We start from the raw sequence: 13,932 nt of genomic DNA, 5'->3' as shown, positions 1-13,932 counted from the left end.
CCCGCGGGCGGGGCGTCCCTCTCAGTGGTGATCGCTTTCCGGTGATCCGCCCATCATGCGGAGCATGGGCAGCCCGCCGGTCCGCAGGAACCGCACGACGAGCACCGCGCCGAGGATCAGGAAGGCGATGTTGAGCCAGGTGGTGTAGTTCCAACTGACGCCCTCCATGGGGAGCTTGGCGTCGGCCTGGTCGGGGATCAGGCCGAGCCCGCCGAAGACGAACTCCACGACGTACCCGGCGACGACCATCGCGACGTAGAAGGTGCCCAGGAGGAAGACGGCCATCCGGGCGCCGTAGTACTTCCGGTAGATGTTGAGGATGGGCAGGATCAGCAGGTCGGCGAAGATGAAGGCCACCACTCCGCCGAAGCTGATTCCGCCTTTCCAGAGGACCACCGCGAGCGGCACGTTGCCGATGGAGCAGACGAACGAGGCGATCGCCACCAGCGGGCCGATGAGGGGGCCCCACAGCTTCGCGGCGAGGGGGTGGCCGTCGAAGAAGAGCGCCTGCCAGAACGAGTCCGGTACCCATGCGGCGATGGCGCCGGCGATCAGCAGGCCGACGACCAGATCACGCAGGATCGCCGCCCATTCCATGACGAACACGTGGCTGGTGGACGTGAAGCCCTCGCGCGAGAGCAGCCGCCGCGCGAACGAGCCCTCTCGCCGGACGGACATGTCCATCGCGGCATGGCCCTCCATGGACCCGGCAACGCCGCGTTCGGCCTGTTCGCGGGCCTGGCGCAGCAGCCGCTCGCGGAGGAAGAGCCGGAACATGACCGCCAGCAGCATGATCATGATGGGTCCGCCCACGTACTCGGCGAGGGCGAACTGCCAGCCCATCAGCAGCGCCAGGATGACGCCGAGCTCCACGACCAGGTTGGTGGAGGCGATCTCGAAGGCCATCGCCGCGGTGAAGTCGGCGCCCTTGCGGAACAGCGAACGGGCCAGCGCGACCGCGGCGTAGGAGCAGGACGAGGAGGCGGCGCCCAGGCCCGCGGAGACGGCGAGGGTGCGGGGCCGGTCGTCGCCGAGCAGTGAGACGACGGTGGACTTGCGGACCACGGCCTGCACGACGGCCGACAGCGTGAAGCCCAGGATGAGGGCCCAGGTGATCTCCCAGGTCATCGATCCGGTGATCGACAGTGCGTGCAGTACGGCGTCCATCTGTGAAGCGTTCCCTTCAACGTGGGGCGTACGTACGGCTGGTGATACCACACTCGTGCCCGCGGCTCGTCCGCCCGCCGGGGTGGGGGCCGCCGTCGCCGGCGGCCCCCACAGGATCAGCCGACGCGCAGGGTCAGCGCGGCGGTGTGCAGCGTGCCGCCGGTCCGGAACTGCAGGAACAGCCGCCAGTTGCCGGGGGTGGGCAGCTCGGCGTGGAAGGACAGGTCCGGGCCGCCGTGGTCGCCGGTCACCTTGGTGGTCGGGTGGAGATGGGCGAACGCGGCGTCGCCCTCGTGGAAGGCGGTGAGGTGGGCGTAGGTGTCCAGGTAGGGCTGGAGATCGGTGACGGGCTTGCCGTCCTTGGCGATGCTGACGGTCAGCGGGTGGGCCATCCCCGCCATGGGCTGGCCCTTGACGGTGACGGTGTACCCGTCGACCCGCGTGCTTCCGGCGGGGGCGGGCAGCGGGGTCTTCGTGGCGTTGCCGGGCACGGAGACCGTCCGGGAGAGCACGAAGTCCTGGCCCTTGCCGGACCCGGCGGCGGGCGTGAAGGAGGCGAACACGCGCCAGGAGCCCGACGCGAGCGAGGCCAGATCGGCCGTCCAGGTGCCGTCGGCGGCCATGGTGGGGTGCAGGTGCTGGAAGCCGGTCAGGTCGGATCGGACGGCGTAGAAATGCATCCGCTTGGTCTGGTCGAGGGCGAAGCCGGTGACCGGCTTGCCGTCGGGGCCCGTCACCGTGAAGCGGTAGACGGCCCGCTCGCCCGACGGCAGGGTCGTGTTCCTGGAGGCGAGACGGTATCCGTCCTTGGCGGCGGCCAGGCCGTTGCCGGTGGCCGTGTGCCCCATGCCCGGCATGTCACCCATCGCGTTGGAGGTGCTGGGGGAGGAGGGCGCGGAGGACTTGGCCCCATGGTCCATGCCGGGCATGGACGACGAGGAGTCGCTGGAGGAGCCGCAGGCGGCCAGGGTCAGTGCGAGAGCGGTGGCCGCGCCGGCCGCGGCGAGGCTGCGGCGGCGCGTGGTGGAGCGGGACGAGGGCCGGTCGGTGGGCCGGGAAGAAAGCATTGACGTGGGTCTTTCCGGGTGGGCGCACCACACCGGTGGCGCGCGGAGACGAGCAGGACGCGGTCCCGGACCTGGCTGTGCGCCGGATCCGGAGCGCCCGTCACGTCCGCGCGACGCACACCTGAAGCAAGAGATCTCGTCCGCCGGCGGGTGGCCCGCGCCACCCTGCCCCGCCGGCTGCCGCCCGCAGTCGGGCGAGCCCCCACAGGACCAGGGCCGCAACGCCCGCAAGGGCGAGCAGGCCGGGGGCGGGCAGAGGGGTCCGGTCGTGAGCCGGCGTCGACACGCACAGCGTCCCGGGCATCCCGGACGCGTCGGCACTTCGCACCAGAAAGCCGGAAGCGTGTACGACCGGCGGGGCCCAGGCCGAGGACGTCATGGCGGCGTGGCGACCGCCGGTCATGGGCACGTCCGCAGCCACGGTCATGCGCGCGTCCGCAGCCACGGTCATCGCCGAGTCCGCTACCGCGGTCATCGGCGAGCCTGCGATCGCAGTCATCGGCGGATGCGCGGCAGTGGGCATGGCGCCGTGGCAGCCTTCCGCCGCCGTGGCCGGGGTGCCGTGCATGAGGAACAGGCCGAACAGCACCGCGCACACGGCCAGCAGCCGGGACGTGCCCCGCCTGTCTGTGCGTGCGCTGTCCAAAGCCGTACCCGTCCTTCTCGCTCGGTCTCACTTGACGCCGGCCATCACACCATACGGGGGCAGGGTATCGCCGGGCTCGGCGACCCGGAGATCGGCCCATGTGCAGGACCGCCGCCCCCTGGGTACGCCGTCCGTCGACCCGCTGCCCGCGCGACCCGCACATCACGAGGAGCGACCATGGCCGGACTGCTGGAATCGCGTACGAGCGGGCCGCGGCGGCTACGAGAGCTGCTGCGCCGGCCCGACCCTGTTCTCGCGCCGGGAGCGTACGACTCGATGAGCGAACAGGCGGGTTTCCCTGGTGCCGGAACTTGGTCACGAAGACCAAGTGCACATGCATCACGAAAGCACAGTGCCGACCAGTTCTGATCTCCTGCATCTCACCCATAACCCAAGTAAGTAGGGTGACGGTCATGCAGCTCAGGTACAGCTTCCGCCTGTACCCGGACTCCGCCCAGCAGACCGCGTTGGCGAAGGCGTTCGGGTGCGCCCGCGTCGTGTTCAACGACGCGGTCCGCGCCCGTGAAGACGCCCGGAAGGCCAAGCAGCCGTTCCCGACGGCCGGACAGCTGTCCCGGAAGCTGATCACTGAGGCGAAGCAGACGAAGGAGCGGTCCTGGCTGGGCGAGGTCTCCGCGGTGGTGCTCCAACAGTCCCTGCGGGACGCCGAAACCGCGTACCGCAACTTCTTCGCCTCCCTCAAGGGCACCCGGAAGGGTCCGAAACTGGGGGCCACCCGCTTCAAGTCCCGCAAGGACAAGCGGCAGTCGATCCGATTCACCGCCAACGCCCGCTGGACCATCACCGGCCATGGCCGTCTGAACCTGCCGAAGATCGGCGCGGTCAAGGTGAAGTGGTCCCGCACCCTGCCCGCCACCCCCACCTCCGTCACCGTCATCAAGGACGCGGCGGGCAGATTCTTCGCCTCCTTCGTCATCGACACCGACCCCACCGCCGACCAGGCCCGCATGCCCGACACCGACCGCACCATCGGCATCGACCTCGGTCTCACCCACTTCGCCGTCCTGTCCGACGGCACGAAGATCGACTCCCCGCTTTTTGCGGCGCGCGGAGAAGAAGCTGAAGAAGGCCCAAAAGGAGCTGTCCCGCAAGCAGAAGGGATCGAAGAACCGGGCCAATGCCCGCCTGAAGGTCGCCCACGCCCACGCCAAGGTCGCTGACGCACGGCGCGAGTTCCACCATCAGCTCTCTACGAAGCTGATCTCCGAGAACCAAGGGATCGCCGTGGAGGACCTGTCGGTGGCGGGACTGGCCCGCACGAAACTGGCCAAGTCCGTGCATGACGCGGGCTGGTCATCGTTCATCAGCATGCTGGAGTACAAAGCAGAACGGTACGGCCGCACCCTAATCAAGATCGGCCGCTTCGAACCGACCTCCCAGACCTGCTCCACCTGCGGCGCCGTGGACGGACCCAAACCCCTGAATGTGCGGGAATGGACCTGCAACGCCTGCGGCACCGTCCACGACCGGGACCACAATGCCGCACTCAACATCAAAGAGGCCGCCGGACTGGCGGTATCGGCCTGCGGAGCATCGGTAAGACCAGGAGTAATCCTGGCACAGTGCGTAGAAACAGGAAGCCACGGATTCCCGACCGAACCCCGTGCCGTGTAGCGGCACAGCAACGATCGAGAAGGCCAGAATCCTCGGGCTTCAGCCCGAGGAGCTAGTCAACGCCTCGTCATCTTCCCTCGACGCTCCTCGCGGCGACGACAGCCGTGCGGGACGTCCTCGCCGAGGTCGCGGCGGCGGGCACGCCCGTCGACGCCGTACGGCACCTGCCCGGCCTCGACGACTTCTTCACGACGGTCGGCCTGCCGGAAGCGCTCGACCTGGGAGAGCGCATCGACCACGACTGACACTCATGGTGACCACACGCGAGGCACCACCGGCCCCGGCCTCCGCGGATCACTCAGCTCGTCCTGCGCTGCGCGATCCGCGAAGCCGAGTCCGCCTCTCACTGATGCGCCGGCGCTCTTCGACGAGCCGCAGGTTGTCCTCCATGAGCTGACGCTGCCGCAGCACCAGCTCGCGCGCAGTCGTCACCAGCTCCGCGGCGACGTCCCGAGCGGTCTGCGAGTGCTCGTGCCTTTCGGGCACGCTCCGTTCACCCCACTCTCCCGTTCGCATGGCCGCCGGGTTCCCATGTCGGCGGGGTTCATGGCGCCACCTACTGATAGCCCCGCTTGAGCAGGTACTTGGCGCCTGCCTCGAAGCCTTCAGGGCTGAGCAGTTCGAACCCGAAGGCGTCGGCGAGCCGGTCGGTGACGCTGAAGGCGGCGCAGACCGCGAGCGCGTCCTTGACCTGCTGGGGTGAGACACCGGCGGCGAGCACGTCCCGCATGTCCTCGGCGCCGGCCCTCCCCTCCCGGGTCAGCTTGCCGAGCATGCGCAGCGTGGCCCGCAGAGGCTCCGCGACGGGCGCCGTCTCCAGGTCGTCCAGCACCGCCGCGACCCGTTCGGGGTCCCCGTAGGCCCGCCCGGCGGTCGCGGTGTGCGCGCCGACGCAGAAGGCGGACCCGTTCACCTTGGACACATAGGCCGCCATCAGCTCCCGGTCGCCCACCGACCAGTCGGACGGTCCGCGCATCGCTTCGTGCGTGAACGCTTTGGCGCGCGTGCCGTAGAAGTCGGGCCGGTAGAAGACGAGCTTGGCGGCGTCAGGCACCGGCTGCCGGGAGAACAGCCGGATGATCGCGAACAGCAGCTTGGTTCCGGGGGCGTAGCCGTGATCGAGGACGTCAAGTCTCATGATCAGGCCTCCTCGGCGGTCGCTTCGGCGAGCGCCGCCAGCCCCGCGTCATACAGCCGGGCGGACGTGCCGACCGCGGCGCAGACCACCAGCTCGAACAGCTCGTCCTCGGTGCAGCCGGACGCCTTCGCCGCAGCCAGGTCCGCCTCGCTGACCTGCGCAGGTGTGGTCACGACCTTGTCGATCAGCGCGTCGAGCGCCGGCCCGAGCCCGCCGTCGTTGCCGAAGGCCAGCGCCCGCTGCTCCGCGGACGTCTTGCCGTCACCGCTCAGCACGCGATGCACCAGCGCCTGGTGCGCCGCCCGCTTGTCGTCGTCCGCCACGGTGGCCTCCGCCTCCCTTGCCGTCGGGCTGTGAGCTCACATGTCTACGACGATCGCCGCGCGCCGAATGTGACACGCGGCCGGAAGACCAGGCGTGGCGCGGCCGGACCTCAGTTGCGCCGATGCGTGGGTATTTCGCCCTTCAGCCGGTTTGATCCCCGCGATCCGGTACAGCCGGAGAGTATGGCCCAGTCGATACAGGAAACAGAACGCAAGTACGCGGCGCCTGCAGCCGATGACATCTCCTGGCTGACCGAGCTGGCCGGCGTGGGACCGGTCGTGTCGCTGGCCGACCGGGGAATTCATGAGCTGGACGCCGTCTATTACGACACCGAGGACCTGCGCCTGACCAGCGGTGGTGCGAGCCTGCGGCGCAGGACCGGCGGTACGGACGAGGGATGGCACCTCAAACTCCCGCTGTCCGGCGACAGCCGGGAGGAGGTCCGCCTCCCGCTGTCCGAGGACGTTCCGGAGGAACTCGGGGAACTGACGCTGTCCCGCACCCGTGGCGCACCGCTGCGACCGGTGGTGCGGATCCGCTCCACCCGTTCCGTACGCGACCTGCTGGACGCGCAGGGCGTCGCCGTGGCCGAGCTCAGTCTCGACTCGGTCCGGGCGGACTCCCGGCTCGTGCCGGGGCTGCATGCCATGTGGACGGAGATGGAGGTCGAACTCGCCGAGGGCGGGGACCCCAAGCTCCTGAAGCGCATCGAGAAGGTGCTGACGAAGAACGGCATCGAGCGGGCGTCCAGCCCGTCCAAGGTCGCCCGGGCACTGCAGGAGACGACACCGGCCCCCGACGGGGAAACGGGCGCCGGCATCGAGCCCGGTTCGGCCGGCGCGTACGTGCAGGCCTACGTCGAACGGCTGGTGCGAGCCCTGTCCGACCTCGATCCGGCGGTACGGCGCGACCGGCCGGACGCGGTGCACAAGATGCGCACCACGATCCGCCGGCTGCGCAGCTGTCTGCGGTCCTACCGTTCCGTCCTCGACCGCGAGGTCACCGATCCGGTCCGCGCGGAGCTGAAGTGGCTGGCCGGAGAGCTGGCTCTCGAACGCGACCACGAGGTGCTGCGGGACCGGCTGACGGCAGGTGTGAAGGAACTGCCCGGCGAGATCGTCCTCGGTCCGGTGAGTGCGCGGTTGCAGGCATGGGACGCGGCGGAGCAGGCGGAAGCCCGCCGTCGCACGCTCGCGGCGCTGGCCTCGCCCCGCTATCTGGAGCTGCTGGAGTCGCTGACCCGGCTGCTCGAGGATCCGCCCCTGCGTGCCAAGGCGTCGGGCAGGCCCGAGAAGGTCCTGGCCAAGGCGATCGGCAAGGAACACGTGCGGCTGCGCAGGCGCATGGATCGCGCGCTGGCGCTGGCCGCGGGCTCCGAACGCGACGCCGCCATCCACCACGCCCGCAAGACGGCCAAGCGGGTCCGCTACGCGACCGAGGCGGCCCGTCCGGCCCTCGGCAAGCCCGCGAAGCGCCTCGGCAAGCGCATGAAGAACGTGCAGCAGATCAGCGGCGACCACCACGACGGCGTCGTGGCCCGCGACCTTCTGCGCCACCTGGCCATCGCGGCCCACGCCGCAGGCGAGCCCGGTTTCACCTGGGGTGTCCTGTACGGCGAGGAGAAGGCCACGGGGGAGGCACGCGCACGTCAGCTGCCCGAAGCCTGGGAACGCGCCAGGAAGGCGAACCTCGCGTAGTGCGGGCGCAGGTCGACGCCGGGCGCCGATGCGGGAACGGGGGAGGCGCCGTCGGGAAGGTTCGCCGACCGTGAGCCCTGCGACCCTCAGCGGCCCGGCCCCGGATCCGGCCGCACGGCCGACGTGATGCCGGCGCGCGCCGCTTCCAGCTGGGCGGCGAAGGCGATGCCCAGGAAGAGGGCGACACCGGTGACGTTGGCCCACAGCATCAGCGCGACGAAGGCGGTGAGCGGCCCGTAGACGGCTCCGAACGAGCTGCTCTTGCCGACGTACAGCGCCAGCAGCCACGTGGCCGCGACCCACAGGACGAGGTGGACCGCGCTGCCGAAGGCGAGCCAGGTGTAGCCCGGCTGCCTGCGGCGCGGTGACCACCGGAAGATCACGGCGGAGGCGATCCACGCGAGGGTCAGTCCGACCGGGATCTCGAGCGCCGCCCACCAGTGGTCCGCGTCTTCGGGCGAGCCCAGTGTCGTGGCGATGGCGTCGCCGACCGGCTCGCCGGCCACGAGGACCACGAAACCGAGCACCATCGGCAGGCCGGCCGCCATCGCCAGCAGCAGCGCGCGGCCGTACTTGTGAGTGAAGGGGCGGTCTCGCTCGATACCGTAGATGCGGTTGGCGCCGCGCTCGATCTGGCCCATCGCCGAGGCGAGGTTGAGCAGGGCGAAGGCGAGGCCGAGCCACAGGGCGAGGGTGCTCCAGACGTCGCCGTGTGCGCTCTGGCGCGAGCGGGCGAACGCCTCCCTGACCACCTCGGCACCGGTACCGGGCACGATGTCGCCGAGGGACCGTTCGACGATCCGGCCCACCGCGTCGGTGTGCACGGAGGTGGCGAGGCCGACGAGGGCGAGGGTCAGCGGCACCAGGCCGACCACGATCTGGAATCCGAGGGCCCGCGCGTGGGAGAAGCCGTCGGCGTAGCGGAACCGGGTGAAGGAGTCGACCAGCAGGGGTAGGCCGCCGTAGCGCCGCAGTGCGGTCAGTGCCTCGTCTCCGGAGAGTTCCTCCCCGATCATGTCCCTGGTCTGCGGGACGTGCACGGCCGTTCCCATCGCGGACAGGCTCCCTTCAGCGGACCGGGTCGCCTCCCCGGCGTGTGCCTGTTCCGACTGCCCCCGAACGGCCGCTTCAACGGTCTGCGCCCGGGACCGGGACGGTCAGCCGGGGAAGCGGCCTGTGGACCGCAGCTGCCAGCGGCGTTCCGCGTAGGCCAGGTCGTCGCGCCACAGACGGCCGGCCGTCGAGGCCATGAGCCGGCGCAGCAGCGGTGCCGCCGTGCGGGCCGCGGCGAAGCCGGGACGCTCCGAAGAGGCCACGACCGCTTCCACGACGGCGGTGCGGGGCCGGCCCCGCTCGTCCGTCCCGAGGGGAGTGGCGTGCGTCTCGACGACGGAACCGCGGCCCTCGCCCTCGGTGATATGCATGACGACGGTGCGCGGTTCGGGGCTGGTGAACACCGCCCGGACCGGCACCACGAGCCGCCCGGCGACCTTGAAGGAGACATCGACGGTGAACCCGTCGGCGTCCGGCCCGTGTGGCCCGTCCGGCCCGTCCGCGTCCGGCGTGCCGACGACGGTCAGGTCCACGAAGGAGTACGGATGGAACCAGGCGCCGTGCCAGGGGTCCAGCCGGTTGGCCAGGACGTCCTCGGGTTCGCAGGTCCCAACGCCCTGGTAGACGGCGGCGACCGAGCGCGGCAGCCGCGGGCGGAGCGGGACGACCGGTGCCTTGAAGGGCGGTTCACCGCCCACCTCGTCCAGGCGCACCCAGACGAGGACGCCGTCGTCGTGTACGGGCACCGGGTCCCAGTCGGCGAACGGCGCGCCGTCCAGGGCCAGTCCGTGCCAGTGACACACGAGGGTGCCGCAGCGGACCGGGCTGTCAGCGAGTGGCGCCCCCAGGTGCGGGCAGACGCCGGGACCTGCCGCGAGCCGCCCTTCGACGGTGCGCCACACCACGATCTCCTGGCCCGCCACCGTGGCCGACAGGGGCCGGTCGTCGCGTACGTCACGGGTCGCGCCGACGACGTACCAGTTGCCGGACGGACGTGACTGGGCCCGCTTCAGCGCCTCGGCGATGGTGCCCGGCCGGGCCTGACGCCAGGTGGGTTGCTGCTTCTCCCAGCGCACCGGGTGCCGGCGCAGCGAGAGTGCGTGGCGGCCGGACCGCCGGCGAGGTGTCATGCGAGCCTCCGGTGCATCGACTCGGGGGTGGACGTGTGGGGAGGTTCCTTCGGCGCGCTAGCCGTCAACTCCCGCTGCCGCACGGGTGTTTGGCTGCGGAGCCGGGCCGCTACGACGCGCGTCAGGCCGTCGAGAGCCACCGCCGCGCGGCGACGGCGCGGGACCACGGCGCGGTGCTGCAGCGAGCGGTAGCCGTCCTCGGCGACGGCGTCCAGGATTCCGCCGTAGAGGACGAAGGCCGTGCGGATGCAGGGGCGTGACGCCGCTTCGAGCATGGCGAGGCCCGGAGCCGCCTCGCGGTAGAGCGCGCGGGTCAGCCCCTCGAAGTCCCGGAGCGCGGAGGTGATGCGGCGGTCGGGGCGTGCGGACTCCCGGCTCCAGCACAGCAGTTGCCGGTCCACGCCGTGCGCGGCCAGCAGGTCCGCGGGCAGATACACGCGGCCGCGGCCGAGGTCCTCGCCGACGTCCCGCAGGAAGTTGGTGAGTTGAAAGGCCACGCCCAGTGCCGCGGCGTGCGGTGCCGCCTCCGCGCGCGGAACGACCGTGCCGAGCACGGGCAGCATCTGCAGGCCGATCACCTCCGCCGAGCCGTAGGTGTAGCGGCGCAGATCCGAGTAGGTGGCGTAGTCGGTGATGTCGAGGTCGGCGCGCATCGCGGTCATGAAGTCGGTGAAGTACCGGTGGTCGATGCCGTAGCGGTGGGCGGTGTCGGCCAGGGCCCGGACGACCGGCTCGGCGCTGTCGCCGTCGCGCAGGCCGGTCCGCAGGTCCCGTTGGAGCCGGGCCAGCCGGGCGGAGCGCTCCAGGGCGCTCGTCGTCGGGTCGAGCGTGTCGACGATGTCGTCGGCCCAGCGGGCGAATCCGTACAGGGCGTGCACGGCGGGCCTGCGCTCCACCGGCAGCAGGCGGGTGGCGAGGAAGTACGTCCTGCCGTGCCGGGCGTTGAGCTGCCGGCAACGGGCGTACGCCCGGCGCAGGCCGGGGTCGGTGATGCCGGCGGCGTCGAGCTCGCGGTCGGTCACGCCGGCCTCCTTTCCCCGGAGGAGCGCGATCGCGAACGTGCTCCGGCCCGGCGGGGGCGCGCGCCGCCCGTGATCCGGGCCGCCGCCAGCTTGCCGGACAGCAGGACGGTCGGTACGCCGACGCCGGGCGTGGTGCCGCAGCCGGCGAGGACCGCGTTGGCCGTCCCGCGCGGCAGGTTGCGCGGCCTGAACGGCCCCGTCTGCGCGAAGGTGTGGGCGGCGGAGAAGGGGGAGCCGGCCGCGTGTCCCTGTGCCTGCCAGTCGGCCGGGGTGACCAGGCACTGTTCCTCGATGGCGGACGCGATGCCGTCGAGGCCGCGCCGGTCGAGTTCGGCGAGGAGAGTGTGCCGGTAGCGGGGGGCCAGGTCGCCCCACTCCGCCGCGCTGGGGCCGAGACCGGTGTTGGGGCAGGGCGCGAGGACGTAGTGCAGGTGGCGGCCGGGCGGGGCGAGCGTGGGGTCGGTCGTGGTCGGGCGGGTGACGAGCAGTGACGGGTCGCTCATCAGGCGGCCGGTTTCGGTGAGTTCACGGAAGGTGCGCTGCCACTCCGCGCCGAAGGAGAGGGTGTGGTGGGCGAGCCAGGGCCAGGTGCGGTCGGTGCCGGCGTGCAGGATCACGGCCGAGGGGGAGAAGCGCAGCGGCACCGGGCGCCTGGGGACGTGGCCGAGCAGGCGGTAGGCGACGGGCAGGTCGGGCGTGAGGACCACGGCGTCGCAGGGGATCTGGTCGTGCGCGGTGACGACGGCCGTGATCCGGTCGCCGGAGCGCTCCAGCCGGGTGACCGGCTCCGAGAAGCGCAGGTCGGCGCCTGCGCCCGCCGCGGCGTCCGCCATGGCCCGGGGCAGGGCGTGCATGCCGCCGCGCGGGAAGAACACGCCCGCGACGGTGTCCATGTAGGCGATGACGGCGTACGCGGCCAGCGCGCGGGCCGGCGCCACGCCCGCGTACAGGGACTGGAAGGAGAAGATCCGCCGCAGCCGTTCGTCGTGCAGGAAGCGGCCGATGCGCGCGTCCAGCCGGCCGAATCCGCCGAGCGCGGCCAGCCGCGCGAGGTCGGGGGCCAGCAGTTGCACGGGGGAGTCGAAGTTGACGTCGATGAAGTGCCGCATCTGCGCCCGGTAGAGCTTCTCGAGCCAGACGCGCAGTCTGCGGTAGCCGGCGGCCTCCCGCGCCCCGGCGAAGATCTCGATCTCCGCCTCCATCGTCTCCGCGTCGGTGTGGACGTCCAGGAGACTTCCGTCGGCGAACTGCGCCCGGTACGCCGGGTGCAGCGGCACGAGGTCGACCCGTTCGCGCAGGCTCTCGCCGACGGCGGCGAAGGCCTCGTCGGCCAGGTGAGGCATGGTCAGCACGGTGGGGCCGGTGTCGATGTGGTAGCCGCGGCGCGTCAGGCGTCCGGCGCGCCCTCCGGGTGCGTCGTCGCGCTCGACGACGGTGACCCGGCGTCCCGCGCCGAGCAGGTGCAGGGCTGCGGCCAGCCCGGACAGGCCGGCGCCGACGACCACGACGTGGTCGGTGCGCCCGGGAACGGTGCGGGTCATCGGCGTCCCCCTTCCTCCGCTGCGGTCGGCAGCATGGATACGGCGACGGGGTCGTCGGGCGCTGGGCGCTCGGCGTCCGCCGGCGCGCCGGCCGCGGCGCGCAGCAGCTCGCGCAGCCGGCTCCCGGCATGCGGTGCGAGCGGGACGCCGTCGAGGCGCTGCAGACCCTGGACCACCAGCCGTTCGATCTTGGTCTCGACGGTGGCGCGTGCGCCGGTGGCCTCGAACACGTCGCGCACCGTGGCCAGTTCCGCGTCGGAGGCGTCGGCCCGGCCGAGCGTGTCCTGCAGAACGGCGAGGGCACGCCGGTCGCCCGCGCTCTCGGCTCGCGCCTGTGCGACGGCGGCGAGGTAGGTGGGCTTGCCGCTGCGGATGTCGCCGCCCGAGGGCTTGCCGGTGCCGCGCGGGTCGCCGAAGGCGTCGAGGAGGTCGTCGCGCAGCTGGAAGGCGAGGCCGATGTTACGGCCGACCGAGGACAGGGCCCGGGTCGTGCCGAGAGGGGCGCCGGCCAGCGCGGCCCCCAGCGAGAGCGGGCGCTCCACGGAGTACAGGGCACTCTTGAGGCAGGCGGCGCGGACGGCGCGGGCGAGGGACCGCGCCGAGGTGGCCTCGCCCTGGACGTCCAGGTACTGCCCGGCCACCATCTCCATGCGCATGGAGCTCCACAGGTCCTTGACCCGCGCCGCGGTGGCGGAGGGCAGTTCGGTGTCGGCCACCATGTCGTCGGCCCACACCAGGGCCAGATCGCCGGCCAGGATCGCGGCCGCCTGCCCGAGGCGTGCGCTGCGCGATGCGGGGACCGCGTCGCCGTACTGGACCGCGACGCCGGCATGGAGCGAGGGCCGTCCGCGGCGCACCGGCGCGGCGTCCATCACGTCGTCGTGCACGAGGGCGCAGGTCTGGATCAGCTCCAGGGCGGAGGCGATCCGAAGGGTCGCCCGGGAGACGGACGAGCCGCCGCCGCAGGCACGCATCGACCACCACACGAAGCGGGAGCGGGTGAGTTTGCCGCCGTCCTGCGTGAAGTCCGCGACCCGTGCGGCCAAGTCCTTGGCGAAGAGCGGGTCGATGGATTCGGCCGCGCTCATCCGCCGGTCGAGCGACTCGGCGAGCACACCGCGCACGGCGCCGGCGACGTTCGCGTCCACGGCACGGGGATCGTCGGGACCGTGCCGGTGCGCGCCGTGCGCGGTGTCGTGCGAGTGGTCGGTCCGGGCGGGGTCCCACTGCTCGGCAGGGCCCTGCGGGAGAGGGGGAAAGCCCTGCTCGGAGGTCGGTTCTCCGCCCGGACAGGGTGCCGGGCAGTGATCCTTGGCCGCGGTGGGGCTCGTGCCGGATCCCGTCATCGAGTTCCTCGCCATCAGAGCTGAATCTGTCGTTGCTGCTTCGGTACGGGCCGTGGTGACGGATGCGGTGCGGTACGAAAAGCGGCGGAGGCGTGAGCGGCGCGCACGCTTTCGCCGGCGCCGGAGCCGTTTTCGCGTGCGGACGATCCGAGGCGTCCGCACGGCG

The 13,932-nt window shown here is 71.8% G+C and carries 12 protein-coding genes and 1 pseudogene; 3 read left to right on the top strand and 10 right to left on the bottom strand.

Annotated features, from left to right (window positions below; all coding sequences use genetic code 11):
- Nucleotides 1-21 precede the first annotated feature (21 nt).
- The 3 genes from ACIBN2_RS29215 to ACIBN2_RS29205 form a co-directional block, all read right to left on the bottom strand.
- Entirely contained in the window at nucleotides 22-1,167 is a 1,146-nt protein-coding gene (locus tag ACIBN2_RS29215; RefSeq protein ID WP_399138683.1) for a permease, read from the bottom strand.
- 116 nt (nucleotides 1,168-1,283) lie between these two features.
- Nucleotides 1,284-2,234 carry a hypothetical protein gene (locus ACIBN2_RS29210; RefSeq protein WP_399138681.1) on the bottom strand — a complete coding sequence of 317 codons (951 nt, stop codon included), beginning with the start codon at nucleotides 2,232-2,234 and terminating at the stop codon, nucleotides 1,284-1,286.
- Nucleotides 2,235-2,334: 100 nt separating this feature from the next.
- Nucleotides 2,335-2,880 carry a hypothetical protein gene (locus ACIBN2_RS29205; RefSeq protein ID WP_399138679.1) on the bottom strand — a complete coding sequence of 182 codons (546 nt, stop codon included), beginning with the start codon at nucleotides 2,878-2,880 and terminating at the stop codon, nucleotides 2,335-2,337.
- 98 nt (nucleotides 2,881-2,978) lie between these two features.
- On the opposite strand from ACIBN2_RS29205, the pseudogene ACIBN2_RS29200 reads away from it, so the two are divergent.
- Together ACIBN2_RS29200 and ACIBN2_RS29195 are read left to right on the top strand one after the other, a co-directional pair.
- Nucleotides 2,979-4,515, top strand: a pseudogene (locus ACIBN2_RS29200) (RNA-guided endonuclease InsQ/TnpB family protein).
- Nucleotides 4,516-4,619: 104 nt separating this feature from the next.
- On the top strand, nucleotides 4,620-4,760 hold the full coding sequence (locus ACIBN2_RS29195; RefSeq protein ID WP_399138677.1) for a hypothetical protein: 141 nt from the start codon (nucleotides 4,620-4,622) through the stop codon (nucleotides 4,758-4,760).
- A 311-nt stretch (nucleotides 4,761-5,071) separates the two neighbouring features.
- On the opposite strand, the gene ACIBN2_RS29190 is transcribed toward ACIBN2_RS29195, so the two are convergent.
- Both ACIBN2_RS29190 and ACIBN2_RS29185 read right to left on the bottom strand, forming a co-directional pair.
- A complete protein-coding gene (locus ACIBN2_RS29190; protein ID WP_399138675.1) occupies nucleotides 5,072-5,653 on the bottom strand; it encodes a carboxymuconolactone decarboxylase family protein in 582 nt (193 codons plus the stop codon).
- Nucleotides 5,654-5,655: 2 nt separating this feature from the next.
- Nucleotides 5,656-5,976, bottom strand: a complete 321-nt coding sequence (locus ACIBN2_RS29185; protein ID WP_399138674.1) for a hypothetical protein — start codon at nucleotides 5,974-5,976, stop codon at nucleotides 5,656-5,658.
- A gap of 183 nt (nucleotides 5,977-6,159) precedes the next feature.
- Between ACIBN2_RS29185 and ACIBN2_RS29180 the strand changes: the two genes are divergently transcribed.
- On the top strand, nucleotides 6,160-7,674 hold the full coding sequence (locus ACIBN2_RS29180) for a CHAD domain-containing protein (protein ID WP_399138672.1): 1,515 nt from the start codon (nucleotides 6,160-6,162) through the stop codon (nucleotides 7,672-7,674).
- A gap of 86 nt (nucleotides 7,675-7,760) precedes the next feature.
- Here ACIBN2_RS29180 and ACIBN2_RS29175 read toward each other — a convergent pair whose 3' ends face one another.
- The 5 genes from ACIBN2_RS29175 to ACIBN2_RS29155 all read right to left on the bottom strand — a co-directional run bounded on the left by ACIBN2_RS29175 (nucleotide 7,761) and on the right by ACIBN2_RS29155 (nucleotide 13,766).
- A complete protein-coding gene (locus ACIBN2_RS29175) occupies nucleotides 7,761-8,726 on the bottom strand; it encodes a YihY/virulence factor BrkB family protein (protein WP_399138671.1) in 966 nt (321 codons plus the stop codon).
- A gap of 105 nt (nucleotides 8,727-8,831) precedes the next feature.
- The gene (locus ACIBN2_RS29170) at nucleotides 8,832-9,857 is read right to left on the bottom strand and encodes a DUF5914 domain-containing protein (RefSeq protein WP_399138670.1); all 1,026 of its coding nucleotides are present in this window, start codon (nucleotides 9,855-9,857) and stop codon (nucleotides 8,832-8,834) included.
- Nucleotides 9,854-10,879 (bottom strand): phytoene/squalene synthase family protein, encoded by a 1,026-nt coding sequence (locus ACIBN2_RS29165; RefSeq protein ID WP_399138668.1) that lies wholly within the window; start codon nucleotides 10,877-10,879, stop codon nucleotides 9,854-9,856. Before ACIBN2_RS29165 ends, ACIBN2_RS29170 begins: the two co-directional genes overlap by 4 nt.
- Complete coding sequence (gene crtI, locus ACIBN2_RS29160) at nucleotides 10,876-12,420, bottom strand: phytoene desaturase family protein (RefSeq protein WP_399138666.1); 1,545 nt, start codon at nucleotides 12,418-12,420, stop codon at nucleotides 10,876-10,878. The genes ACIBN2_RS29165 and crtI overlap by 4 nt, the downstream gene beginning before the upstream one ends.
- On the bottom strand, nucleotides 12,417-13,766 hold the full coding sequence (locus tag ACIBN2_RS29155; RefSeq protein WP_399138665.1) for a polyprenyl synthetase family protein: 1,350 nt from the start codon (nucleotides 13,764-13,766) through the stop codon (nucleotides 12,417-12,419). Before ACIBN2_RS29155 ends, crtI begins: the two co-directional genes overlap by 4 nt.
- Nucleotides 13,767-13,932 lie beyond the last annotated feature (166 nt).

Origin of the sequence: Streptomyces sp. NPDC050534, assembly GCF_044457745.1 — a bacterium.
Classification (GTDB): Bacteria; Actinomycetota; Actinomycetes; order Streptomycetales; family Streptomycetaceae; genus Streptomyces.
Note: the sequence above shows the minus strand (reverse complement) of the source record. Positions and strands in the feature narration are given on the sequence as shown.